Consider the following 21,857-nt stretch of genomic DNA (forward strand, 5'->3'; position numbering starts at 1 on the left):
TATAGAGGCGGGAGTCTTAGGGCAGGTTAGTTCAGTGATAAAAATTAAATCTTTCTTTTTTAAAATAATTAATAAAGCGAGGATCCGGATCCTCGCTTTATTAATTATTATTTTTTATTTTATGCCTTTATATTTTTCTTTTCTTCTATATATTGCTTTGAAAAGAATTCCTTAGTGAGCTTTACTATGACTCCGCTCAATCCCAAGACACCTATTAAGTTAGGAATAGCCATCAAGCCGTTTAAAGTATCAGCTAAATCCCAAAGCATATTCAAGCCGCCGATAGAACCTATAACTATAAATGGTATAAAAATTATTCTGTAAATTTTATTGACCTTAGGTCCGAATAGATATTCTGCGCAGCGTTCTCCATAATATGCCCAGCCCAGTATGGTTGAGAATGCAAACAGCAGTATTCCTATGGATACTATATATCCGCCTATTCCCGGAAGGCCTTCGTTAAATGCCATTGTAGTCAATGCTGCACCTGTTTCTCCGCTATCCCATACTCCTGACAGCATGATAGATAATGCAGTAATAGTGCATATTACGATTGTATCCATAAATACTTCAAATATTCCCCAAAGCCCCTGGCGTACGGGATGATCCGTAGTTGCCGCAGCATGGGCTATAGGAGCGCTTCCAAGACCGGCTTCGTTGGAGAATACTCCGCGGGCAATACCTTTTGTCATAGCAAGCTTCACAGTTGAACCTGCAAAGCCTCCAACTGCAGCAGCAGGTGTAAATGCATTGCCAAAAATCATTCCAAAAGCTTCTCCAACGTGAGAGATATTCACTAATATTATTATTATGCCGCCAACAATATAAAACGCAGCCATGAAGGGCACCAATAGCTCAGTAACCTGTCCTATTCTCTTTATGCCGCCAATTATTACTATTGCTGATAAAACTGCAATTACGATACCAGAAGCCAGCTTGGGTACCCCAAAGGTTACTTCGAGGGATGCTGCAACGGAGTTGGACTGAACCATATTGCCTATGCCAAATGCTGCAAGAGCTCCAAAAGCAGCGAATATATATGCCAGCCATTTCCACTTTAATCCGTTTGTGATATAATACATGGGACCTCCGACGTAACGTCCGTCAGGAGTCTTTTCTCTGTAGTTAACAGCAAGTACAACTTCTCCATATTTAGTAGTCATTCCAAATACAGCAGAGAGCCACATCCAAAATACAGCTCCCGGTCCTCCGGTAGCTATAGCAGTAGCAACTCCGGCAACGTTTCCTGTTCCAACAGTTGCTGCCAACGCAGTTGCAACAGCCTGGAAGGCTGTTACTTCGCCTTCGCCTCTTTGTTCCTTAGAGAAAATTTTCATCAACGTACTTTTAAGAATGTAGCCTAGTTTGCCAAGAGACATAAAATTAGTGCGTAGAGTTAGATAAATGCCAGTACCTACAAGAAGCACCAGCATGGGGGGCCCCCATACAAAGCCATTGATAATGCCGTTGATTTCCATTAACTTGTCCATGGAATACCTCCTCGTTTTTTATTATACATAAAATATCCGCTCAATAAACATTATGCTGATATATGTTATAGAATTTACAAAAGTTCTTTGAGCGATATTAAATGCCCCTGATTAAAACTCCACATTACAATTCTACCAATAATTTTTATGATTTACAACATAGATTACATTATTATTAGAATATTTTAATAATTGTTTATTTTTTAACATTGTCTGATTATTTATTTTTTATAAATATTTTTATTGTGTCAGTATGAATTTTGATACATATAATGTTATTAACATTGTGCTAGAGGTGTATTTTATGGCCTACGACATTAGAGAACTATTTGCAAGACTGATTAGATGCGAAGCCGGCGGTGAAGGCGAAAACGGAATGAAAGCGGTAGCTACAGTCGTCATGAACAGAGTCAATATACCCAACGGTGAATATCTCAGAACCGGCCAGGGTGATTTGAGAAGGATTCTCAATCAACCCGGTCAATTCGATTGCATGACCTCTGTTCTTGGCGGCATGCCTAACCCACAGACCATATGGGCGAATCCCCCGGAACAAATACATTACGATATCGCTGATTGGGCATTGTCAGGAAACAAAATCTTAGGAGCAGCTTGGAGCCTTTGGTACTTCAACCCTTTTCAGCCTATATGCCCTCAAATATTTCCGTATAATGGAACCGGCAGCTTTTCTACCAGAATTGAACAGCATTGCTTCTACAACCCTACCCAATTATACTACCTTACCTGATTTGAAAGGAGTGCAAAAATGAGCTGTATGGATTATAGAGTTAACAATATACCTGTTGTGCCTCTTCAGCAAATGGGAGGAGCCGGATATCCATATGGAACCTCCGGAAATCAAATGATGCAATACCAAATGCCTGCAATCTCTCAAGGCATGAACCAAACACCGCAGATGCAACAGATGCCTGCAGGAGCACAAATGCCTTCAGTAGCTCAAATGCCAATGCAGGAAATGCTGCAGCCGGCAATCCCACCTGTGGTTATGGACACTCAATATACACAAGGATATTTAAAAACCCAAATAGGTTCTAAGGTCAAAGTTGAGTTCTTAATAGGCACTAACATGCTGGTTGATAGAGAAGGAACTTTAGTAGATGTCGGAGTCAGCTATATAATTATCATTGAGACCGAAACGGATGATTTACTCTTATGCGATATTTACTCCATAAAGTTTGTAAGGTTTTATAGGTGATAAAACCTGCTTAAGGGGATGATTGATTGAAAGCATACTTGATTAGTTATGATATAAGCAGGAACAGTAAAAAAACATACAGCTTATATAAAGTAATAAAAGACTGCGCCGATCAGGATAGTTGGGTACAGTGCTTCAATAATCTATGGATAATCAAGTCCAGTCAGGATATAAGCACAATATATGAGTCCATCAAAGAAGTTCTGGATAGTTATGATTGCTTCTTAGTGGTTGAAATTACTAATAACTGTGATGGATGGCTTGAGACAAATATCTGGGATTATATTGGCAACAATATATTTCATAGGGATAAAATCAGCCCTGAGATTTAAAATTTCAGGGCTGATTTTTATATAGACATCTCATCATCATCCATAAATTGCGCATAATATAAATTGGCATATTCACCATTATTCTTTATCAATTCGCTATGGCTGCCTTTTTCAACAATGCCATTATCTGTAAGCACCAAAATGGTTTTTGCATTTCTTATAGTAGAAAGGCGGTGAGCTATAACAAAGGTTGTTCTATTTGTCGAAAGTTTTTCCAGGGAATCCTGAACTATTTTCTCGCTTTGATTATCCAGTGCAGAAGTAGCTTCATCCAAAATCAATACAGGAGGATTTTTTAAAAACACCCTGGCAATGCTTATCCTCTGTTTCTGCCCTCCCGACAGCTTGACTCCCCTTTCTCCTACATAAGTATCGTAACCCTTTTCCAGCTCCATTATAAAATCATGGGCATTGGCTTGCTTTGCAGCTTCAATAACTTCTGATTCTGTAGCCTCCGGCTTGCCGTATCTGATATTTTCCATTACCGTACCTGCGAATAAATAAACATCCTGCTGTACTATGCCAATATTTTTTCTCAAGGATTTCAATTTAATATTTTTGACATCTATATCATCCAGCAATATTTGACCTTCCGTTGCTTCATAAAACCTGGGTATAAGGCTGCAAATGGTCGATTTGCCTCCTCCCGAAGGCCCTACTAAAGCTACGGTCTCTCCGGGCTCTACATTCAGGTTGATATTATCCAGAACATACTTGCCTGTGCTATATCTGAAGGATACATTATCAAATGTAATTTTGCCTTTCACTTCATTTATTTCTATGCTGTCTTCACTATCCAATATATCAGGTTCAGTGTTTAATATGTCCAAAAATCTTTCAAATCCTGTCATGCCTTTCTGGAATTGCTCAGTAAAGTTTATCAGTGCTCTTATGGGATTCAGCAAAGTGTTTATATATAGCAGAAAGGCAACCAAATCAGTGGGCTTTACACTGCCTGTCCGCATGAGAAGGGCACCTGATATGATTGTAATAACGTATATCATCCCTTGAAACAAGGTTACGCCGCTAAAAAACTTGCCCATATAACCATAGCTTTCTTCTTTTGTATGAAGAAATTCCAGGTTACCCTTATTGAATTTGAATATTTCAATATTTTCATTTGAAAAGGATTTGACCACACGGACCCCAGAAATGCTATCTTCAAGCTGAGAGTTTACATCCGCAATCTTTTGTCTGTTTCTCATGAAAACCGATCTCATCTTTTTATTATATACAAAAGCAAAATAAGCCATAGGAGGTATAAAAGCAAATACTATTAATGTCAGCCTCCAATCAACGCTGAGTAAAATCAGAAAAGAACCTATTATTTTAACTAAAGAAATAAATATTTCTTCAGGTCCATGGTGAGCAAGCTCTGAAATATCAAATAAATCATTTACAATCCTTGACATGAGCTGACCGGTCTTGTTGTTATCATAAAATGAAAAGGACAGTTTTTGGAGATGATTGAATATATCATTCCTCATATCATACTCCATTCTCGCTCCCATAATATGGCCCCAAGCCGTTACAAAATAGTTGCAGGCATATTGTACAAAATAAAGGGCCAGCATTAAAAGCCCGATCTTTATTATAAGGCTTGCAGAAGCTCCGCCTCCCTTTGCGATGGCCTCATTCAATAAGAATCTTACCACTACCGGGAATAAAAGATCCACACCTGCTGCCGCAAAAGCACATAGCATATCCATAAAAAATATTTTTTTATATGGACCATAATATTTTATAAACTTTTTTATTTTTCCCATACTCATACCCCCCATTCAGCAAATTAAATTAAAGCCTATCCTTCAACAATATTCATTATACCACATCACTAATACCATTATTATGAAGTTTATCATTCTGCCTTATTTTTAAAAAATATTATAAAAAAATTTATAAATTCTCATGCTAAAATTTATATATCTATTGCATTTTCAAAACCAAGCGTTTATAATAATATTATACCCCCTAGGGGTTATAGGTAATAATTATATGAGGTGAAAGTTATGAATATATCCATTTCGGAAAATGCAAGACATCAGCTTATGGAAGGCGACTCAAAAGATTATAGAGTCATAGTCAAAGGCTATGGCTGAGCAGGCCCTTTATTTGGATTGGCTCCGGGAGAGCCCCAAGAAGGAGACGAAGTATTTCCGGTAGATGATATCAAGTTTTCGGTGGAAAAAGATATTTCAGATTTAGTGCCCGGTTTCCAAATAGATTACTACAAGGGCATATTCCAACGAGGATACGTAGTTTATGCCGACGGTTCAAAAAGAAGCTGCTAATCTGAAGCAGCTTCTTTCTATACCGGTGTTAATGCATATTACTATCAGTTGAACTTGATTTTATTTATCACTGAACTAACCCGCTCTAAGACCCCCGCCTCTATAGGCGGCGGGTGCCAAGAGCGGCTAAGTCCAGTATGGACTCGACTAACATTCAGTGGGGGTTGAATCCCCCTCTGAATGAAGTCTCGTTCAAATTTTAAATTTGGATACTGCCTTTTGCAACTCTACAGCACGGTTGGCAAGATTTTCAGCACTGCTTGCCACTTCATTGCTTCCCGAAGCAACCTTCTCAGACATCTCATTTACATTTTCCGCTGTTGCCAATATTTCTTCACTTGAAGCAGACTGCTCCTCTGTAGCCGATGCTACCTCTTGAGCAAACTCATTTATATTGTTGATATCTTTTATTATGCTTTGTATTATAGTATTGGTTTCCTGAACTGAAGCATATATTTTTTCAAATGTGCCGCCTGCATCATTTATATGTCCGGCACTTTCTTCTATTTTTACAGTATTGCTCTTGGTTTGCTCCACTGCATTTTGAATCACATCATCAACCTTATCGATAAGCTCTGCAATATTCTTAGTGGCTTTTGAAGAATCCTCTGCCAATTTCCTGATTTCGTCAGCAACAACGGCAAAGCCTCTTCCTACATCCCCGGCCCTGGCTGCCTCTATAGCAGCATTTAGAGCAAGCAGATTAGTCTGCTGAGAAATATTCTCTATCAATTTTACTATATCCCTTATCTCAGTTGCAGACTTTCCTGCCTGAAGCACCGATTCAGAGAGTTCATTGATAGACTCATTTATTATGCTCATTTCATTTTGAATAGTGTTCATATCTTCTTTACCGCTTTGGGAGTTCTGTACTGCTTCATCAGCTTTATCTCTTGCTGTAGCACCGCTTAGAGATACCTTGCTGACTATTTCTGCCAGCTTATTCGTGCTTTCGGCTACTTGCCCAATGGAGCGCGCCATTTCGTCCACTGTTTTTGTCAGCTCCGTCATTGAGCTGGATTGATTTTGAGCAGTGCTGGTCATTTCCTGAGTGATGGAAGTGCTTTGCTCCGCCACTGCACCGAGTTCTTCAGAAGCGAGTAAAACATTGGATATCATACCTTTCATGGAGTTTTTCATTTCATTGATTCCTCTGCCTAACTCACCTATTTCATCCTTCAGGTTCATCGTCTTCTCAGGTATATTTGCAGTAAAGTCGCCATTTGCATAAGACTTCACTGTTTTTGCAGCTTGTATCAATTCTTTTGTAACAAATCTTGATAATATAATAGCAATTATAAATACTGCCAATATTATTAGCCCTACAAAGGCTATCATAATATTTTTAACATTGGCTGCCTGTTTCATAAGATCTGAAGCGGGAACGGAAACTAAGAATTTCCACCCAGGTGTGCTTGGAATGTCTTCATAAATCAAATAAAAATCCGCTCCATTGGGATCGGTATACAACTCGTTGCCATTCTGATTATTCAATATGCTTTCATATTTTTCATCCAGCCCTATGTATCCCAGTTCCTTCATATCTTTTATGTTTGTCTTCATAACATATTCCTGGTTCTCATGGGCTATTATCAGGCCATTCCCGTCTATAATCCATCCAAAGCCGGAACCGCCCAAATTGATTTTTGATGAAATTTCACTTAAAAAATCTACGCCTACAACAATATTTACTAAGCCTACATTTTTACCATCATTTTTGACTGCGTAGGATATTACAGATATGGGCATAGGATGCACATCAGTCATAAAGGGTTGAGATACCAAATATTCTTGCCCCTCCAGAATAAGCTTCTTATATTGCTCTTGCTCTGAAATGTTCAGATCCACATCTAATGTAGACCATCCAATTCCATCAGAATTGGCTACAGTCATGCTTCTGTGCCGGCCTTCCAGCACCATAGATTTTAAGAACGGCTTTATTCTTTCAAAATCCATAGATTTGACAATATCTGATTGGGAAACCATTTTCATCTGTTCCAGAAAGCCCCTCATCTCATTACCTACTTCATTAGCTTTGGCATTTACAATCTGCTTGCTTGATTCTATAGTGGACGACTTTATGACATCCATCACCTTAAAATTTAATAGGGTTCCAAGGCCAATCATCATAATCGTTAGTGTCAGTCCAAACCATAGAATAATTCTGGTACTAATGCTTCGTATTTTCAAAACTCTTCCTCCTTACATTACGCTCATATTTATGGCGAATATTTCCACACTTAACTATTATATATAATAACCCTAAAATTCTACATAATTCAATAACATTCTTGCCGTATTTACACGATATGTAGAGGTGTCATAATTTGTCCCACGATTTTTTGTTAACTATAACCAATTGACAATATTGTTATTTGATTTCATCCAATTATTAGATATAATTATATTAAATAGCATTTTAGTTTAGGGGGACAAGCTATTATGCCTAAGAATGAACCTTGCTTTAACGATATTTCCGTATATAACGAAAGGCTTAGACAGGCTTATGATATAATTGAGAAAAGTTCCATAGTAGTCTTTGAATGGTCTATAGGCCCCGGTATTCCTGTAAAATATCTGACCGATAATATTTCAAATTATGGCTATAAAACGGAGGACTTTTACTCCGGCAAAATTGATTATTGGGATTTTGTCCATAAAGACGATGTAGAATCAACAAAAATTGCAGTATATGAAAAAAGGGCTTCTGCTGCCAAAGAATTTAAGCATACATACAGAGTGGTCTGCAAGGACGGAACAATCAGATGGGTGGAAGAGTGGACCCTTTGGGAAAGAGATTCGGATGGAAATCCCATTGCTGAAAAAGGGATAATCCGGGATATAACCGAGCAGGTAGAAACTGCAGAAAAACTTAAATTGAGCGAAGAAAGGTACAGAAAGCTTTTTGAAAACGCTTGTGCTCTTATTTGCACCTTTGACAACAACGGCAGATTTACTTCGATCAACAATGCCTGCGCCGATATCACAGGTTATTCAAAATATGAGTTGTTAAAAATGAATATACTTGATTTATTGCTGTTATCAAAGGAAAACAGAAGAATCCTTACAAGCGATCTCATAAATTTTGTACGTGAAGTTCAAAACAACAGCATAGAATTAACAATTCTCACCAAGAACAAAAATGAAGTGATTCTGGAGGGCCGGCTCCTGATAATAAATGACAGTGATTCTGCCGCTGAAATTCAGGCAGTTTTCCAGGATGTTACCTTGCGAAAAGAAGCAGAAAATAAAATTTTTCACTTAAGCTATCATGACAAGCTGACGGATTTATATAATAGGGCTTATTTCGATGAAACCCTGGAAAAAATGGATAAAACCGAAGAATATCCATATAGCCTTATAATCGGAGATATGAACGGGCTTAAGAGCACCAATGATCTATTTGGGCATAAGGCCGGTGACAAGCTTATTCAGATTATGGCGGGGATACTCAGGGCATCCTGCAGAAAATCTGATGTGATATCAAGGATTGGCGGAGATGAATTTGCAGTGGTACTGCCTAAATGTTCAAGCAAAGAGGCTCGAAACATTTGCAACAGAATAAAAAAGCTATGTTTGACATATGAGGATGATACGATTAGGCCGGATATAGCTCTGGGATTCAGCACAAAAGAAAATACTTCAAAATCCAATGATGATCTAATACTTGAAGCCGACAGAAAAATGTATTTAGATAAACCCTATGTTCGGAGCATCTGACAATAACCCGATAGGCCTATCGGGTTATTGTCATTCTCTGCTAAAATCCACGAGCACGATCTCGCTTTCTAAAAACCTTGCCATAGCATAGATCGCATCTGATAGTCTGTTTACATATTTCATAAGGATCTCACCTAAGGGTTCTTCTCTATTAAGAGTTATTATTCTTCTTTCCGCCCGCCTGCATACGGTTCTGGCCATATGCAGCGCCCCGCTGGCCTTGCTGCTGCCCGGAATTATGAATTGAGGAGTATTGTTGGTCCTGCTCATAAAGTCATCTATAACCCTCTCCAAATCAAGCACTGCTTCTTCTGTCACCCTATGAGGAAATTTACTTGCGTCTTTTGTGGCCAGCTCTCCGGCTACATTAAAAAGCAATCTCTGAATCCTGTTTACTTCATTTACTACTTCTTCATTGTCTATAAAGTTTTTAGCAAATCCCAAGGAACAATTCAGTTCATCGATGGTACCATAGCATTCTACCCTGATGCTGTCCTTATCAACCCTGCTGCTGTCATAAAGGCTGGTCTGACCTTTGTCGCCGGTTTTGGTATAAATCCTCATGCACATCCCCCTTTTATAAATAAATTGATCCAGTATGCCATTTGATTCCAATTGCTGATGCTGCAAAGCAACCTAAATGATGCTGGCACAACCAGTTAAATGAGCACTATTATTCTGCCATCAATTTAAGAGCCTCAATATCTTTTATAACTACCGATGATTTATAAAAATCCAGTACTCCTTCGTCTCTGAGCTTGCAAAGCTCTCTTGACAAGGCCGGCCTGGACACATTAAGGAAATCGGCCATCTCGTTTCTATTTAAAGACATCATAAAAGACAAAGTTCCTATTTTATTATAATGATCGATCAATAAACTGCTAATTCTCCCCCTGATGCTTTTTATGCTCAGATAGTCTAATTTTTTATTGAGAAGTAAAGCCTTGTCTGATACAATTTTTAACATATTCATGATCAAAAACCTATGACCCCTGCAGAGCTTTGGGCATTCACCTAAAATTATATCCGATGACATAAACATCACCTGGCTTGCTTCCTGGGCTATCACTGTAGCCGGCCATTTCTTCTGATCCGAAAAAGCAGCCATTTCCCCAAACATATCTCCGGATTTTACTACTGTTATTATCACTCTGTCTCCGATAGAGTTCTCCTTTGTAATAGCTGCACTGCCGGATAATATGATGCCTAGTCCTTCATATTCATCTCCAGCAATTTTTATAAATTCATTTTTCTTATACTTTTCAACTTTAGGCTTGAGACACATAAGCATGGAACTTAATTCTTCAAGCTCTATTCCGCGGAATAATGGGCAGACTGCAATGGCGCTCAACCATTTATCATACATTTCGCAATGCCTCACTTTCGTATCTTTAGTTACCGAATTTATCATTTGATACTATTATACTTAATGCATATGAATATGTAAATGAAGGAGATAACCATTATGATCAGAAAGATAATAAAAATCGATGAAGAAAAATGCAATGGATGCGGTTTATGCATAAACGCTTGCCATGAAGGAGCTTTACAGCTCGTAAACGGTAAAGCCAAATTGATTTCAGAATCCTATTGCGACGGACTCGGGGCTTGTTTGCCGGAATGTCCCACGGGAGCAATAAATATTGAAGAAAGAGAAGCCGACGCTTTTGATGAAGATGCAGTAAAGGTTCATATTGAAGCGAAGAAGAACCCCGTTCCTGAGAAGTTAGCCTGCGGCTGCCCAGGTTCTCATGCGAGAGTTATAGAGAAAGCTGTGCATAAGGAGCCTTTAGCAGGATGCTGCGATCATAATTCAAGCGGGCTGCATCCGGAATCCCAATTAAGGCAATGGCCGTGCCAGATAAAGCTTGTTCCGATAAATGCACCGTATTTCGATGATTCACATCTGCTCATCGCTGCAGATTGCACAGCTTATGCCTATGCTAATATACACAGCGATTTTATGAAAAATAAAATCACATTAATAGGATGCCCCAAATTGGATAATTCAAATTATGCAGAAAAGTTGGCAGAAATATTGAAGCATAATGAAATTAAAAGTGTAACCGTTCTTAGAATGGAAGTTCCCTGCTGCGGCGGTTTATCACATGCCGTAAAGGAAGCACTGCAGAAAAGCGGAAAAATGATACCCTGGAGAATAGTAGTCATCGGTACAGACGGAACTATAATCGAAGAATAAGGAGGTGATATGATGCTGGAAAGCAAACAAGGCTTTGCTATCACAGATGAAAAAACCATCGAAAGAATAGTAGACGACGAAAACGTCAACATCAACCATATGGTTCTCAATAACGGTGAGGGGCTTCCGGAACACTATTCAAATTCGAATGTGTACATGATAGTTATAAGGGGTACAATTTCACTCCGGCTGGATGACCAGGATACACATATTTATTCAAAGGGAAGCATAATAAATATTCCATACAATGTAAAAATGAATGTATTTAACGATCATAAAGAAACTTTGGAGTTCTTTGTAGTAAAAGCACCATGTCCAAAAAACTATAATAAATATATCAAAATACTATAATAAAATTAAGGGGGTAATATTCAATGAGTAACATGTTCTGTTTTCAGTGCGAGCAAACTGCAGGAGGCAAGGGCTGCACAAAAGTAGGTGTATGCGGCAAGCAGCCTGAGGTTTCAAACAAGCAAGATGAATTGATATGCGCATTAGTAGGTCTTGCCAGAGCCTCTTACAGCAAAGCTCCTTCAAAAAATGCTGTTGAGCTGATGCTTAAGGGCCTATTTACCACAGTCACAAATGTAAACTTCAATACCGTCACTATTGAAAAGCTGATCGATGAGGTAAGAAAAGAAAAGGAAAGTGCTGGAAATGCCCAGGACTTCCCAATAGAGAACCTCTGGTCCGCAGACTCCGATATAATGTCGCTCCGATCAACCTTGCTTCTGGGCCTAAAGGGTATGGCGGCATATGCTTATCATGCTTATGTATTGGGCAAACAAAATGAAGAGGTAAACAATTGGTTCTTTAAAGGCATGTATGCCTTCGGCGAGGATCACAGCATTGAAGAATGGCTGAGCTTGCTCATGGAATTTGGAATGATCAATCTTAAATGCATGGAGCTACTGGATGAAGCTAATACCTCAGCCTACGGAACTCCTGTTCCGGCCAAAGTGACTACAATAATTGAAAAAGGTCCCTTCATAGTTGTTTCAGGCCATGATTTGCTGGATCTTAAGCAATTGCTTGAACAAACAGAAGGCAAAGGAATAAACATATATACTCACGGTGAAATGCTTCCTGCACACGGATATCCTGAGCTGAAAAAATACCCTCATTTAAAAGGCAATTTCGGAACAGCCTGGCAGAATCAACAGAAGGAATTTGATAATGTTCCCGGCGCTTTCTTATTCACAACTAATTGTTTGATGCCTCCTAAACCTTCCTATATGGACAGAGTCTTTACAACCGAGGTGGTATCTTACCCGGAACTTGTTCATATAGATGAGGCAAACGGCAAAAAAGACTTTACCCCGGTTATCGAAAAAGCAATGGAGCTTGGAGGGTGGAAAGAGGATAAGGTTCTCACCGGCATAAACGGCGGCACCGAATTGATGACAGGCTTTGGTCATGGCACAGTGCTTGGCGTTGCAGACAAAGTTATAGACGCAGTAAAAGCAGGAGCCATAAGGCATTTCTTCTTGGTCGGAGGATGCGACGGGGCAAAGCCCGGAAGAAATTATTATACGGAATTTGTTGAGAAAAGCCCTAAGGATACGGTTATATTGACATTGGCCTGCGGGAAATTCCGTTTCAATGACCTGAACATCGGTGAAATAGGAGGGCTGCCAAGGATAATGGACATGGGCCAATGCAATGACGCATACTCTGCCATAAAGGTCGCCGTCGCTTTGTCTCAAGCATTTAAATGCAGTGTGAATGAATTGCCTTTAACCTTAGTGCTATCATGGTATGAGCAAAAAGCCGTATGCATATTGCTCACTCTGCTGGCATTAGGTATAAAAAATATTTATATAGGCCCTTCAGTACCTGCTTTCTTCTCCCAGAATGTACTGAATGTGCTTGTTGAAAAGTTTAATATTACACCCATCACTACACCTGAAGAGGACTTGAAAAAAATATTAGGATAATTCATAAGCAATAGCTTAAAAGCTCAGCTGATTTTTAATGTTTTTCTACTAATCATCATTATCCATTGCCATTTGGCCCCATTTATTTTATAATTAAAGAGTAGTCGATTAAAGTACAAGTATTATAAAAGAGGTGGTAAAATGGATATCAAAGGAACAAAAACAGAAAAGAATTTATGGGAAGCCTATGCCGGTGAGTCCATGGCAAGAAATAAGTATAGCTACTTCGCTTCCACTGCAAAAAAGGAAGGCTATGAACAGATAGCTGCCATTTTTCAGGAAACATCAGATAATGAAAAGGAACATGCTAAAATCTGGTTTAAACTTCTCAATGGAATAGGAAATACATCAGAAAACCTGAAGCATGCTGCAGAAGGCGAAAACTACGAGTGGACATCTATGTACAAGGGATTTGCTGAAGAAGCAAGAGCAGAGGGCTTCACAAGCATTGCAAACCTTTTTGAAATGGTTGCTAATGTTGAGAAAGAGCATGAGGAAAGATATCTGGCGCTATTAAAAAATGTAGAAGAAAATACTGTATTTGTGAAAGACGGCAAGGTCTATTGGAAATGCAGAAACTGTGGCCATATTCATGTAGGAGAAAAAGCTCCGGAAATTTGCCCTGTATGCTCTCATCCAAAAGCACACTTTGAAATATTGGCAAAAAATTGGTAATAAAATTATAGGGTGAGCCATGGCTCACCCTATAATTTTATGTGACAATAGCCGCCCGGATTTTTCTTCAAATATTTTTGATGGTATTCTTCCGCATCATAAAAACATTTGAGAGGTTCGACTTCTGTAACTATCGGCTCAGGATATTTTTCCTGCTCCTCTTCAAGACTTTTCTTGATTATCGGAATATCTTCAGCATTAATGTAGTAAATCCCTGTTCTATATTGAGTTCCTTCGTCAGGGCCCTGGCGGTTCAATATTGTGGGATCTATGACTCTCCAGAATCTTTTCAGCAGCTCTTCCAAAGAGATCTGCGCTTCATCATATCTTATATAGCATGCTTCAGCGTGTCCGGTCTCTCCGGTTTTTACTTCCGAATATGAAGGATCTTCGGTATTTCCGTTAGCATAGCCAACCTTTGTCTCTATAACGCCTCTGATTCTTGACATATATTCTTCCACTCCCCAGAAGCATCCGCCTGCGAGTACAATTTCTTTCATCTGCATACCTCCAAACATTTTTTATCATTATATAGGACACAATGACTAAAGCTGCGATTCCAAGCTGATTCGACTTGCCTGCTGCACCTCAACAGCAATATCTCTGCTTTAATATATTATAATCTTCGTATGATTTTTATAACAGCCGCAATAGAGGCGATATCTCTCCAAAATAATATATGAAGAGCCTATGAAGCGGTCTTGTCATAGATACATACAGCAGCTTTATGTCCATCTCTTCCATTCCATAGTTTTCTCTGCTTCCATTAGCTATGAAGACCACATCGAATTCCAGACCCTTAGAAAGGTAAGAAGGCAGTATCACGATTTCGCTGTTATATTCTTTTTCTTTTCCTGTGATAAGCTTTGGCTTATATTTAGAGGCCTTTAAATAAGAATATGCTTCCTCGCTCTCATCTATAGTCTTACATATTACTGCCACAGATTTGTAGGATTCGGGCTCCAGTGCATCCAAGTCTCTTTCAATCTGAAGGCATATCTCCTTGAGATTACCCTTCTGCATCACACGGACAGGAGCTCCATGCCTTATTACCGGTTTCCCCACAGGAAAATTCCTATGCTTGATATTGCTCAGCACGGCATTTGCCGCATTCATAATCTCTACGGTGGTTCTGTAGCTTTGTTCAAGCATAAGCAGTTCACAATACCTGCCCTCAAAGACCTTATCTTTTATATCTCCCCAATCTCCGGTACCTCTATAGGAGTGTATGCCCTGAGCCAAGTCTCCCAATATGGTAAAGGAGGAGTCCTTTATTATTTTCCGGATGACTAATATTTGAAATGGGCTGAAATCCTGGGCTTCATCTATTACGATATGCCTTACGGGTATTTTCTCATCTATACCATGTATTTTATACTTAATATAAATTATAGGAGCCAGATCTTCAATTTCAATGTGTCCTGCCCTGAAGGCCTGCATAGAATGTCGGATCATAAAATTGATCAGCTCTGATGAAATATTTTCAATGGATAGCTCAGGTCCTGCCATATAATTCTGCAAGAAATCCTTATAGTACTCGAAGGGATTCAATTTAGATATTTTCTTTATATAATCCGAAACAGCTTTTTTTGAATGGGTTTCAATTTTATTTACAAGATCATTCTTATTATCAATTATATCGATAATAATACTTTGCCTATCTGCCGATTCCTCTATTGTATCTTTTATTCTGTTTATTTCTCTGACACAAGACTCCTCCAAGCTTTCTATTATCGCTTCTTTTCGGGCTTTCATCCTGTTTGTCATATGCTTTTTAAGTTCGTCTAACCTTTTCACAATAGGTAATTTGCTGTATTCATTCAAGAAAAGATTATTTAACTCATCATACTTAAATATAGTTATAGAATTCAGCTTGAAATCCTCCTGGGGAATAAAAGCCTTTTCCACAGTTTGAATGTAATCATCAATGATTTCCTTAAACAGCATGGAACATTTGAGCTGGGACTCCATCTTCATCAGCTTGTTTCTTGCTGATTGGCTCTTATCCTTGTTCTCATTGACAAATATATTAATTTTTTCATATCCATCCGCTATCTTTAATTTCAAACCTATAATTTGAAGAGCAAAATCTTCAAAGGTGGTCTGGCGGGCTTTCTCCACCCCCAGCTCCGGCAGAACCTCCGATATATAGTTCAGAAAAAGCCGGTTAGGTGCGATGATCATAAAATTCTCAGGCTTAAATTGCTTTTCGTAGGTATAAATAAGATATGCTATTCTATGGAGTGCAATGGTGGTCTTCCCGCTTCCTGCAGCCCCTTGCACTATCAAGGGAGTCCACATATCGGCTCTGATTATCTTGTTTTGCTGAGCCTGAATTGTACTGACAATGTCCTTCAGCCTATTGTCTGCATTAGCACCTAAGGAAGCCTGCAATATTTCGTCATTGGTGGTTATATCAATATCATATATTTCTTTCAGGCTGCCCCAGTCTATTACATACTGCCTCTTTAGAAGAAGTTCTCCTTTTATGATACCATCAGGGCACGAGTATTCTGAATCGCCAAGCCTTGATTCATAATAGAGATTTGCAATGGGAGCACGCCAATCTGTAATTATTAACTCCATTGTATCCTCATCTATCAAAGCCATTTTTCCTATATAATATTTTTCTCCGGAATCGCTCTCCTCCTCTTTAAAATCAATACAGGCAAAATAGGGTTTCCTTTTTGCCTGTGTCAGATTTACCAATTTTAACTCTGCTCTGTCCTGGAGCATTGTATTGATCATGAGATCTATATACTGCTGACTGCTGTCAGAGTTGAAATGCTTCTTGCCCTTTGCCACTTGTTCATCTATATTGCTTTTGCGAGCTATAAAGGCATTCAGGCTTTTATCCACATGCTTTAAAGTATATCCGAGCCTGGCCTTCTCCTCGCCATAAGCAGGATGATTTTCAGCAGACATTCTATCTCCTCCTTTTTTGGTCGCAGGGGTTACGGAGAACACGAAAAGTCACTAAAACTTCACAAAAATCACTGAAATTTTTATAATATTAAAGTTACATTAAATTATTGATTTGTACCCTAGGGGAATGGGCAAATGATAACAATCGGTAGTTAGTAGCTACAGATTAGGGATCAATAAAACCGTCAGAAAATTTAAATATCCTGACCTGCTTTTTCGTGAAAAATTCCGTGTCTTTCAGTGGTTTCCGTCTCCTCATTAAATGCTAAGCCTTATGCTGCCGCGCGCAATGCTTGGTATGCCAATTTTTCTTGCAGTAAAAAAGGTGCCGTGACAGTCAGATCCTCCGGTTATAAAGAGGTTGTTAGCCCGGCAAAATTCACTGCAATGCTTTGTTATATCAGAATTATTCTCAGGATGGTAGCATTCTATGCCCATTATGCCCTCATCCAGCATACCATGCAATAGGTCTTTAAAATTCAAGCGATAAAAGGGTGCGCCCGGATGAGCCAATACAGCTATACCGTCTGCATTTTTTATAACAGAAATGACTTCCTTAGGATCAGGAAACTTCATTTTTTCAAATGGATTTCCCCAACCGTCAAAAAGAGGGAAGAAATCTTTTGTATTACTGCAGATCTTCTTGTCTATCAAATAGTTTAAAGCTTTCCATCCGCCTCGCTTCGGATTATTCTGATAACGGCCGTAATCCGACAGGCTCACATCAAAGCCTTTCTCGCAGAGAAATTTTATGCTTTCCTCGTCTTTTTGTTCCATAAAGTCTCTATTTCCAGATATCAGCTTCAGCAAGCCATCGTTGCGTATATCTATGCCGTATCCAAGTATGTGAAGATTAGCTCCATTAAAGGAAGTATCAATTTCCACACCCGGTATAAAGGCTAAGCCCGCCTTTACAGCAAGTTCAGCCGCCGTCTCTACATTTTCTACTGAATTATGATCCGTAATAGCAAACATGCTTATATTGTTCTTAATTATTTCAGACACGGCTTCTTCAGCGGTCCACGTCCCGTCTGAAGCCGAAGTATGAATGTGCAAGTCTATCTTATCATTGTTCAAGATATCATGCCCCCTTGAAAAATAGTAAAAATCTTTCATAGCAAGTGAAAGATTTCAATAGCTATTATACTACGAAGCTTCATCCGGCACAATATATATTATGTACAATTATAATTTATTGCCATCAGATACATATGCATCAATCGCTGTACCTCCGTCAGCAGCGGCTTTCATGATAATTATATCAAAAATTAGAGTAAAGCCTGATTGCAACGAATTTTTATTATGCAATTTTTCCCTTTTCAAAGCATGGGATAAATTAGATCATCTCCTCTTCGATCATTTTTATAACAGCTTGGCACAGTTGAAAATAAATGCATGGAAGGAACCGGTGGTTTTATATGATCAGGATAGCTGCAGCCTGTTGAAATTTGCTATATGATGCGCAATAAGGCATATTATGAATATTATATATCTTCTTCAATATATTACAGGTTTAATTATATGCCTCCGTCTTATATAATTACAAAAAAGCCTAGTCCACACATTTTGTGGAGCGGAGGAATTAACTCTGGGGTGAATAAACGGGCTATTAAAGGCCGTTTAAGGGAAGCTCTCAACCTAATCCGTCAACTAACTTCGCAGGCTGATGAGAGGGGAATATTGATGCAAAAAAGATATTCGAAGATGGGTTTCACCGTCTTCGCAATAGTATTAGTCATTTTTTTGTCCGCTAATATTGTACAAGCTGATTATGGCTATACTACCTTAAAAATGGGCATGAGGGGCTCTGATGTGAGCACACTTCAGACCAAGCTCAAAAGTTTAGGATATTTCAACAATAATGTCACAGGCTATTTTGGAAGTATAACAAAAAATTCAGTCATCAGATTTCAGAAAGCAAATGGTTTATATGCTGACGGAATAGTAGGTAAAAATACTTACAGAGCATTGAACAACAGCTCGGCAGCTGCCTTAAGCTCCAGAGGAACGGTTGAGAGAGCAAGCGGGAGCAATATCGTAGCAACAGCAAAATCCTATATGGGAGTGCCCTATGTATGGGGCGGGACTTCCCCAAGCGGTTTTGACTGTTCCGGTTTTGTCCACTATGTCTATGGAAAATATGGAATCTGGCTTCCAAGAACTACAGAATCTCTATATCCAACCGGAACCTATGTAACCAAAGCTAATCTCAGAGCAGGAGATCTTGTATTCTTTACAACTTATGCTCCGGGTGCATCCCATGTCGGGATATATATAGGCAACGGCGACTTTATCCATGCCAGCAGTTCAAAAGGCGTAACTATAAGCAATTTAAGCAATAGCTATTATGCACAAAGATATTTTGGTGCAAAAAGAGTGATGTAGCTTATAAATGGATTGGTGCTAGCTTTTTAAGCTTTCACCAATCCATTTATTTTCAGCCTATATTTCATTCTCATAATATTCGCCTTGCTCCATGATGCGCCGCAATTTCTCCATATCACGAGTCACAGAAAGAGCCAGCATAAGTTTTATTCTGGCTTTCTGACCCGGAAGATTGCCGCCTAGAATTATTCCCATATTTCTCAGCTGTTTACCGCCGCCTTCATAGCCATAGGTATCCAATACTCTTCCGGTAGGACATCTCGATACAACTACTACAAAAACTCCATTATCTATGGCGTATTTTATGCCCTCAATCATTTTGGGAGGCACATTTCCTCTGCCCAGGGCTTCAAGCACAATGCCTTTGGCACCTGTATCCACTGAGTATTCTATAAATTTTGAATCCATACCTGCTGCACATTTTATCAGATCCACATCGGTCTCAATTCCGTCTGTCGGTATATACTGTCTGTTTATTACATCTCTGTGGAATATAACCCTATCGTTATCTACAACTCCTAAAGCGCCAAATTCCAAAGATTTAAAAGTATCCAAGCTCAATGTGTTCGTCTTGGTAACTTCTCCGGCTGCATTTACTGTATTGTTCATAACCACCAGTACACCTTTATTTTTTGAGTACGGTGAAATCGCTGTGCATACGGCGGCCGCCAGATTGCTAGGTCCGTCATAGCCCAATTCAGAGCTGTTTCTCATAGCTCCGGCAACGACTATGGGCTTCTCACAATTTATGGATAGATCCAGGAGATAAGCAGTTTCTTCCAATGTATCCGTCCCATGGGTAATTATTACCCCGCAAATATCATCTCTGCTGATGGTTTTCAAAACCAGGCCGCGCAACTCCATCATTTTTGATGGGCCTATATGAGGTCCCGGCAGCTTGCCGAAATCTATGGATTCGATTTCAGCAAATTTATCAATATTCGTCACCAAAGACATAATCTCATCATTTGACAAAGATGGTATAGCGGCGCCTATCCGAGGATCCACCGTCATTGATATAGTTCCCCCGGTAAATATTATGGCTACCCTAGGCTTTTTCATTGCATAACCCCCAATATAAATTTTTATATAATGCTTACATATGGATTATCTTTAATGTAAAACCTCCAAGGAAAATCTCTTGCCTCTTCGGCATAATCAATGCCTATCCTCTTTGTTTTTACAATCTCAAAAGGCTCCTCCTGCTTCTGATTTTCACATATAAAAAGTCTATCACCTGTCAAATCTTCTCCATTGCATTCCTTCGTTATATTAAAAGCCCTGCAGAGCTTTCCCGGTCCATTAGTCAAATTCTTAATTTGACTCTTCTTCAGTTCTTCAATAGCTTTCCCATACCTGTAATTTGCCATATATTCCACGCCTTTTACAGGCTCTACGGCTCTGATAAGCACAGCCTGGGCAACTTCTTTTTCTGCAGCCACAACATTTAAGCAATAGTACATGCCATAGATAAAATACACATAAGCATGCCCCTCTTCACCATACATGACTTCTGTCCTGGCTGTTCTTTTGCCCTTATAGCTGTGAGCTGCCTTATCGCCATAACCCATATATGCTTCAACCTCTGCAATCCTTCCTATGAGCTCCTCATTTCTTACAATATGCACTAAATATTTGCCGAGGAGCTGCTTCGACAGATCAACAGCATTTTCCCCGTAAAAGCTCCTATTAAGCTTTATCAATTCCAATTTACCTGCTGAATCAAAATGCACTTAATCGACCTCCGATTTATGTTCTTCACTTTTCTTTGCCGATTCTTTCGTTACAGCGATGCTCCTCAAAGTAACAGATACTATGACGATCAATCCTCCTAAAATTGCATATGGACTTGGCTTTTCACCGGCAAATAAAAATACCCAAATAGGATTCAATAAAGGTTCAAGAACGGTTATCAATATTGCCTCCAATGCCGACAGATGCTTCATAGCCAATGCATATAAGATATAGGCAAAGCCAAGCTGAAATATCCCCAATAATACGATGCCCAATATGCTTTGCATATCAGGTATCTTCCCTATCATAAAGGGAATTGCAACAATGAAGGTGAGCACATTCCCTATAAAAGTGGTTTCAACAGGAGATCCATCCTTTTGAAGCCTTAGAGCAATTGTCACGCAAGCAAGAAAAAAACCGCTTATGACAGCAAGCAAATTGCCCAGCATGCTTCCTGAGCCCACATTATCTATAAAGAAAAGCAGCATGCCTGCAGCCACTGCAGCAATAGACAAATAGTCATACCATTTTATTTTTTCGTTAAGAATCCAGACACCTAATATTGCAACAAAAATTGGAGCTGTAAACTGCAGCAGTATTGCATTAGCTGCCGTTGTAAGCTTGTTTGCGGCTACAAATAAAATTACAGTGGATGCATAGGCTACGGCTCCTCCCAATTGAGCTTTTGACCATGTAAACGTAGGCTTTCTAAGATATAGCCAAACCACAATAGAAGAAATGAAGCTCCTGGCCCCCGCTATTGCTACAGGATTCCAGTCTACAAGCTTGATAAGGATTCCGCCGGTGCTCCAAAGTATTGAAGCCAGTACAAGAAAAACTATTGATTTATAACGTTGATCTTTAAATATTCCTGTATTCATTTCTTCACTCCACATCAATTTAATCTGTTGTGGTAGCTGATAACAAGTATAAAGCTTCAAGGCTAAGACTT

Annotated in this window: 21 protein-coding genes and 1 riboswitch; of the genes, 10 read left to right on the forward strand and 11 right to left on the reverse strand. The window is 39.1% G+C overall.

The annotated features are described in order from the left end of the window. Window positions 1-119 precede the first annotated feature (119 nt). Window positions 120-1,490, reverse strand: coding sequence for an alanine/glycine:cation symporter family protein (locus LJD61_RS12315; protein WP_255227848.1), 1,371 nt, complete (start codon window positions 1,488-1,490; stop codon window positions 120-122). Between the two features lie 304 nt (window positions 1,491-1,794). On the opposite strand from LJD61_RS12315, the gene LJD61_RS12320 reads away from it, so the two are divergent. The 3 genes from LJD61_RS12320 to LJD61_RS12330 are packed head-to-tail and all read left to right on the forward strand — an operon-like array spanning window position 1,795 to window position 3,038. Then, window positions 1,795-2,238 carry a cell wall hydrolase gene (locus LJD61_RS12320; RefSeq protein WP_255227849.1) on the forward strand — a complete coding sequence of 148 codons (444 nt, stop codon included), beginning with the start codon at window positions 1,795-1,797 and terminating at the stop codon, window positions 2,236-2,238. 18 nt (window positions 2,239-2,256) lie between these two features. Next, window positions 2,257-2,706 carry a hypothetical protein gene (locus tag LJD61_RS12325; RefSeq protein WP_255227850.1) on the forward strand — a complete coding sequence of 150 codons (450 nt, stop codon included), beginning with the start codon at window positions 2,257-2,259 and terminating at the stop codon, window positions 2,704-2,706. A 26-nt stretch (window positions 2,707-2,732) separates the two neighbouring features. Further along, window positions 2,733-3,038 carry a hypothetical protein gene (locus tag LJD61_RS12330; RefSeq protein ID WP_255227851.1) on the forward strand — a complete coding sequence of 102 codons (306 nt, stop codon included), beginning with the start codon at window positions 2,733-2,735 and terminating at the stop codon, window positions 3,036-3,038. A gap of 17 nt (window positions 3,039-3,055) precedes the next feature. On the opposite strand, the gene LJD61_RS12335 is transcribed toward LJD61_RS12330, so the two are convergent. Further along, window positions 3,056-4,804 carry an ABC transporter ATP-binding protein gene (locus LJD61_RS12335; protein WP_255227852.1) on the reverse strand — a complete coding sequence of 583 codons (1,749 nt, stop codon included), beginning with the start codon at window positions 4,802-4,804 and terminating at the stop codon, window positions 3,056-3,058. Window positions 4,805-5,155: 351 nt separating this feature from the next. Between LJD61_RS12335 and LJD61_RS12340 the strand changes: the two genes are divergently transcribed. Beyond that, window positions 5,156-5,329 carry a hypothetical protein gene (locus tag LJD61_RS12340; protein WP_255227853.1) on the forward strand — a complete coding sequence of 58 codons (174 nt, stop codon included), beginning with the start codon at window positions 5,156-5,158 and terminating at the stop codon, window positions 5,327-5,329. A gap of 192 nt (window positions 5,330-5,521) precedes the next feature. On the opposite strand, the gene LJD61_RS12345 is transcribed toward LJD61_RS12340, so the two are convergent. Continuing rightward, complete coding sequence (locus LJD61_RS12345) at window positions 5,522-7,519, reverse strand: methyl-accepting chemotaxis protein (RefSeq protein ID WP_255227854.1); 1,998 nt, start codon at window positions 7,517-7,519, stop codon at window positions 5,522-5,524. 252 nt (window positions 7,520-7,771) lie between these two features. Between LJD61_RS12345 and LJD61_RS12350 the strand changes: the two genes are divergently transcribed. After that, complete coding sequence (locus LJD61_RS12350; protein WP_255227855.1) at window positions 7,772-9,049, forward strand: sensor domain-containing diguanylate cyclase; 1,278 nt, start codon at window positions 7,772-7,774, stop codon at window positions 9,047-9,049. Between the two features lie 30 nt (window positions 9,050-9,079). Here LJD61_RS12350 and LJD61_RS12355 read toward each other — a convergent pair whose 3' ends face one another. Both LJD61_RS12355 and LJD61_RS12360 read right to left on the reverse strand, forming a co-directional pair. Further along, entirely contained in the window at window positions 9,080-9,613 is a 534-nt protein-coding gene (locus tag LJD61_RS12355) for a cob(I)yrinic acid a,c-diamide adenosyltransferase (protein ID WP_255227856.1), read from the reverse strand. A 109-nt stretch (window positions 9,614-9,722) separates the two neighbouring features. Further along, on the reverse strand, window positions 9,723-10,415 hold the full coding sequence (locus tag LJD61_RS12360) for a Crp/Fnr family transcriptional regulator (protein ID WP_255227857.1): 693 nt from the start codon (window positions 10,413-10,415) through the stop codon (window positions 9,723-9,725). Between the two features lie 99 nt (window positions 10,416-10,514). Here LJD61_RS12360 and LJD61_RS12365 point away from each other — a divergent pair, with 99 nt between their 5' ends. The 4 genes from LJD61_RS12365 (at window position 10,515) to rbr (ending at window position 13,861) form a co-directional block, all read left to right on the forward strand. Then, window positions 10,515-11,249, forward strand: coding sequence for a 4Fe-4S binding protein (locus tag LJD61_RS12365; RefSeq protein WP_255227858.1), 735 nt, complete (start codon window positions 10,515-10,517; stop codon window positions 11,247-11,249). A 12-nt stretch (window positions 11,250-11,261) separates the two neighbouring features. Next, window positions 11,262-11,600, forward strand: coding sequence for a cupin domain-containing protein (locus LJD61_RS12370; protein WP_255227859.1), 339 nt, complete (start codon window positions 11,262-11,264; stop codon window positions 11,598-11,600). A 23-nt stretch (window positions 11,601-11,623) separates the two neighbouring features. Next, a complete protein-coding gene (gene hcp, locus LJD61_RS12375; protein ID WP_255227860.1) occupies window positions 11,624-13,186 on the forward strand; it encodes a hydroxylamine reductase in 1,563 nt (520 codons plus the stop codon). 141 nt (window positions 13,187-13,327) lie between these two features. Then, window positions 13,328-13,861 (forward strand): rubrerythrin, encoded by a 534-nt coding sequence (rbr, locus tag LJD61_RS12380; RefSeq protein WP_255227861.1) that lies wholly within the window; start codon window positions 13,328-13,330, stop codon window positions 13,859-13,861. Between the two features lie 29 nt (window positions 13,862-13,890). Here the strand turns inward: rbr and msrA are convergent, their stop codons facing one another. The 3 genes from msrA to LJD61_RS12395 all read right to left on the reverse strand — a co-directional run bounded on the left by msrA (window position 13,891) and on the right by LJD61_RS12395 (window position 17,863). After that, window positions 13,891-14,361: a peptide-methionine (S)-S-oxide reductase MsrA gene (gene msrA / locus LJD61_RS12385; protein ID WP_255227862.1), complete on the reverse strand. Its 471-nt coding sequence runs from the start codon at window positions 14,359-14,361 to the stop codon at window positions 13,891-13,893. A 136-nt stretch (window positions 14,362-14,497) separates the two neighbouring features. Then, complete coding sequence (helD, locus tag LJD61_RS12390; protein ID WP_255227863.1) at window positions 14,498-16,786, reverse strand: RNA polymerase recycling motor HelD; 2,289 nt, start codon at window positions 16,784-16,786, stop codon at window positions 14,498-14,500. 258 nt (window positions 16,787-17,044) lie between these two features. After that, window positions 17,045-17,863, reverse strand: coding sequence for a PHP domain-containing protein (locus LJD61_RS12395; protein ID WP_255227865.1), 819 nt, complete (start codon window positions 17,861-17,863; stop codon window positions 17,045-17,047). A gap of 462 nt (window positions 17,864-18,325) precedes the next feature. Further along, window positions 18,326-18,466: riboswitch (cyclic di-AMP (ydaO/yuaA leader) on the forward strand. A 3-nt stretch (window positions 18,467-18,469) separates the two neighbouring features. Here LJD61_RS12395 and LJD61_RS12400 point away from each other — a divergent pair. After that, window positions 18,470-19,171, forward strand: a complete 702-nt coding sequence (locus LJD61_RS12400; protein WP_255227867.1) for a C40 family peptidase — start codon at window positions 18,470-18,472, stop codon at window positions 19,169-19,171. 57 nt (window positions 19,172-19,228) lie between these two features. Here the strand turns inward: LJD61_RS12400 and LJD61_RS12405 are convergent, their stop codons facing one another. From LJD61_RS12405 to LJD61_RS12415, 3 genes are read right to left on the reverse strand one after another with little or no spacing between them, the layout of a single operon-like run. After that, complete coding sequence (locus LJD61_RS12405; RefSeq protein WP_255227868.1) at window positions 19,229-20,233, reverse strand: asparaginase; 1,005 nt, start codon at window positions 20,231-20,233, stop codon at window positions 19,229-19,231. A gap of 23 nt (window positions 20,234-20,256) precedes the next feature. Beyond that, window positions 20,257-20,871, reverse strand: a complete 615-nt coding sequence (locus LJD61_RS12410; RefSeq protein WP_255227959.1) for a DNA-3-methyladenine glycosylase — start codon at window positions 20,869-20,871, stop codon at window positions 20,257-20,259. A gap of 33 nt (window positions 20,872-20,904) precedes the next feature. Next, window positions 20,905-21,786 carry a DMT family transporter gene (locus LJD61_RS12415; RefSeq protein WP_255227869.1) on the reverse strand — a complete coding sequence of 294 codons (882 nt, stop codon included), beginning with the start codon at window positions 21,784-21,786 and terminating at the stop codon, window positions 20,905-20,907. Window positions 21,787-21,857 lie beyond the last annotated feature (71 nt).

It is taken from the genome of Lutispora saccharofermentans (genome assembly GCF_024363565.1).
Taxonomy (GTDB): domain Bacteria; phylum Bacillota; class Clostridia; order Lutisporales; family Lutisporaceae; genus Lutispora; species Lutispora saccharofermentans.

What these genes read in the sequence shown, in the direction of transcription:
- LJD61_RS12315 (WP_255227848.1), bottom strand. Translation starts at nt 1,490, where the DNA reads ATGGACAAGTTAATGGAAATCAACGGCATTATCAATGGCTTTGTATGG.
- LJD61_RS12320 (WP_255227849.1), top strand. Translation starts at nt 1,795, where the DNA reads ATGGCCTACGACATTAGAGAACTATTTGCAAGACTGATTAGATGCGAA.
- LJD61_RS12325 (WP_255227850.1), top strand. Translation starts at nt 2,257, where the DNA reads ATGAGCTGTATGGATTATAGAGTTAACAATATACCTGTTGTGCCTCTT.
- LJD61_RS12335 (WP_255227852.1), bottom strand. Translation starts at nt 4,804, where the DNA reads ATGGGAAAAATAAAAAAGTTTATAAAATATTATGGTCCATATAAAAAA.
- LJD61_RS12350 (WP_255227855.1), top strand. Translation starts at nt 7,772, where the DNA reads ATGCCTAAGAATGAACCTTGCTTTAACGATATTTCCGTATATAACGAA.
- LJD61_RS12355 (WP_255227856.1), bottom strand. Translation starts at nt 9,613, where the DNA reads ATGAGGATTTATACCAAAACCGGCGACAAAGGTCAGACCAGCCTTTAT.
- LJD61_RS12360 (WP_255227857.1), bottom strand. Translation starts at nt 10,415, where the DNA reads ATGTATGATAAATGGTTGAGCGCCATTGCAGTCTGCCCATTATTCCGC.
- LJD61_RS12365 (WP_255227858.1), top strand. Translation starts at nt 10,515, where the DNA reads ATGATCAGAAAGATAATAAAAATCGATGAAGAAAAATGCAATGGATGC.
- LJD61_RS12370 (WP_255227859.1), top strand. Translation starts at nt 11,262, where the DNA reads ATGCTGGAAAGCAAACAAGGCTTTGCTATCACAGATGAAAAAACCATC.
- hcp (WP_255227860.1), top strand. Translation starts at nt 11,624, where the DNA reads ATGAGTAACATGTTCTGTTTTCAGTGCGAGCAAACTGCAGGAGGCAAG.
- rbr (WP_255227861.1), top strand. Translation starts at nt 13,328, where the DNA reads ATGGATATCAAAGGAACAAAAACAGAAAAGAATTTATGGGAAGCCTAT.
- msrA (WP_255227862.1), bottom strand. Translation starts at nt 14,361, where the DNA reads ATGAAAGAAATTGTACTCGCAGGCGGATGCTTCTGGGGAGTGGAAGAA.
- helD (WP_255227863.1), bottom strand. Translation starts at nt 16,786, where the DNA reads ATGTCTGCTGAAAATCATCCTGCTTATGGCGAGGAGAAGGCCAGGCTC.
- LJD61_RS12400 (WP_255227867.1), top strand. Translation starts at nt 18,470, where the DNA reads ATGCAAAAAAGATATTCGAAGATGGGTTTCACCGTCTTCGCAATAGTA.
- LJD61_RS12405 (WP_255227868.1), bottom strand. Translation starts at nt 20,233, where the DNA reads ATGAAAAAGCCTAGGGTAGCCATAATATTTACCGGGGGAACTATATCA.
- LJD61_RS12415 (WP_255227869.1), bottom strand. Translation starts at nt 21,786, where the DNA reads ATGAATACAGGAATATTTAAAGATCAACGTTATAAATCAATAGTTTTT.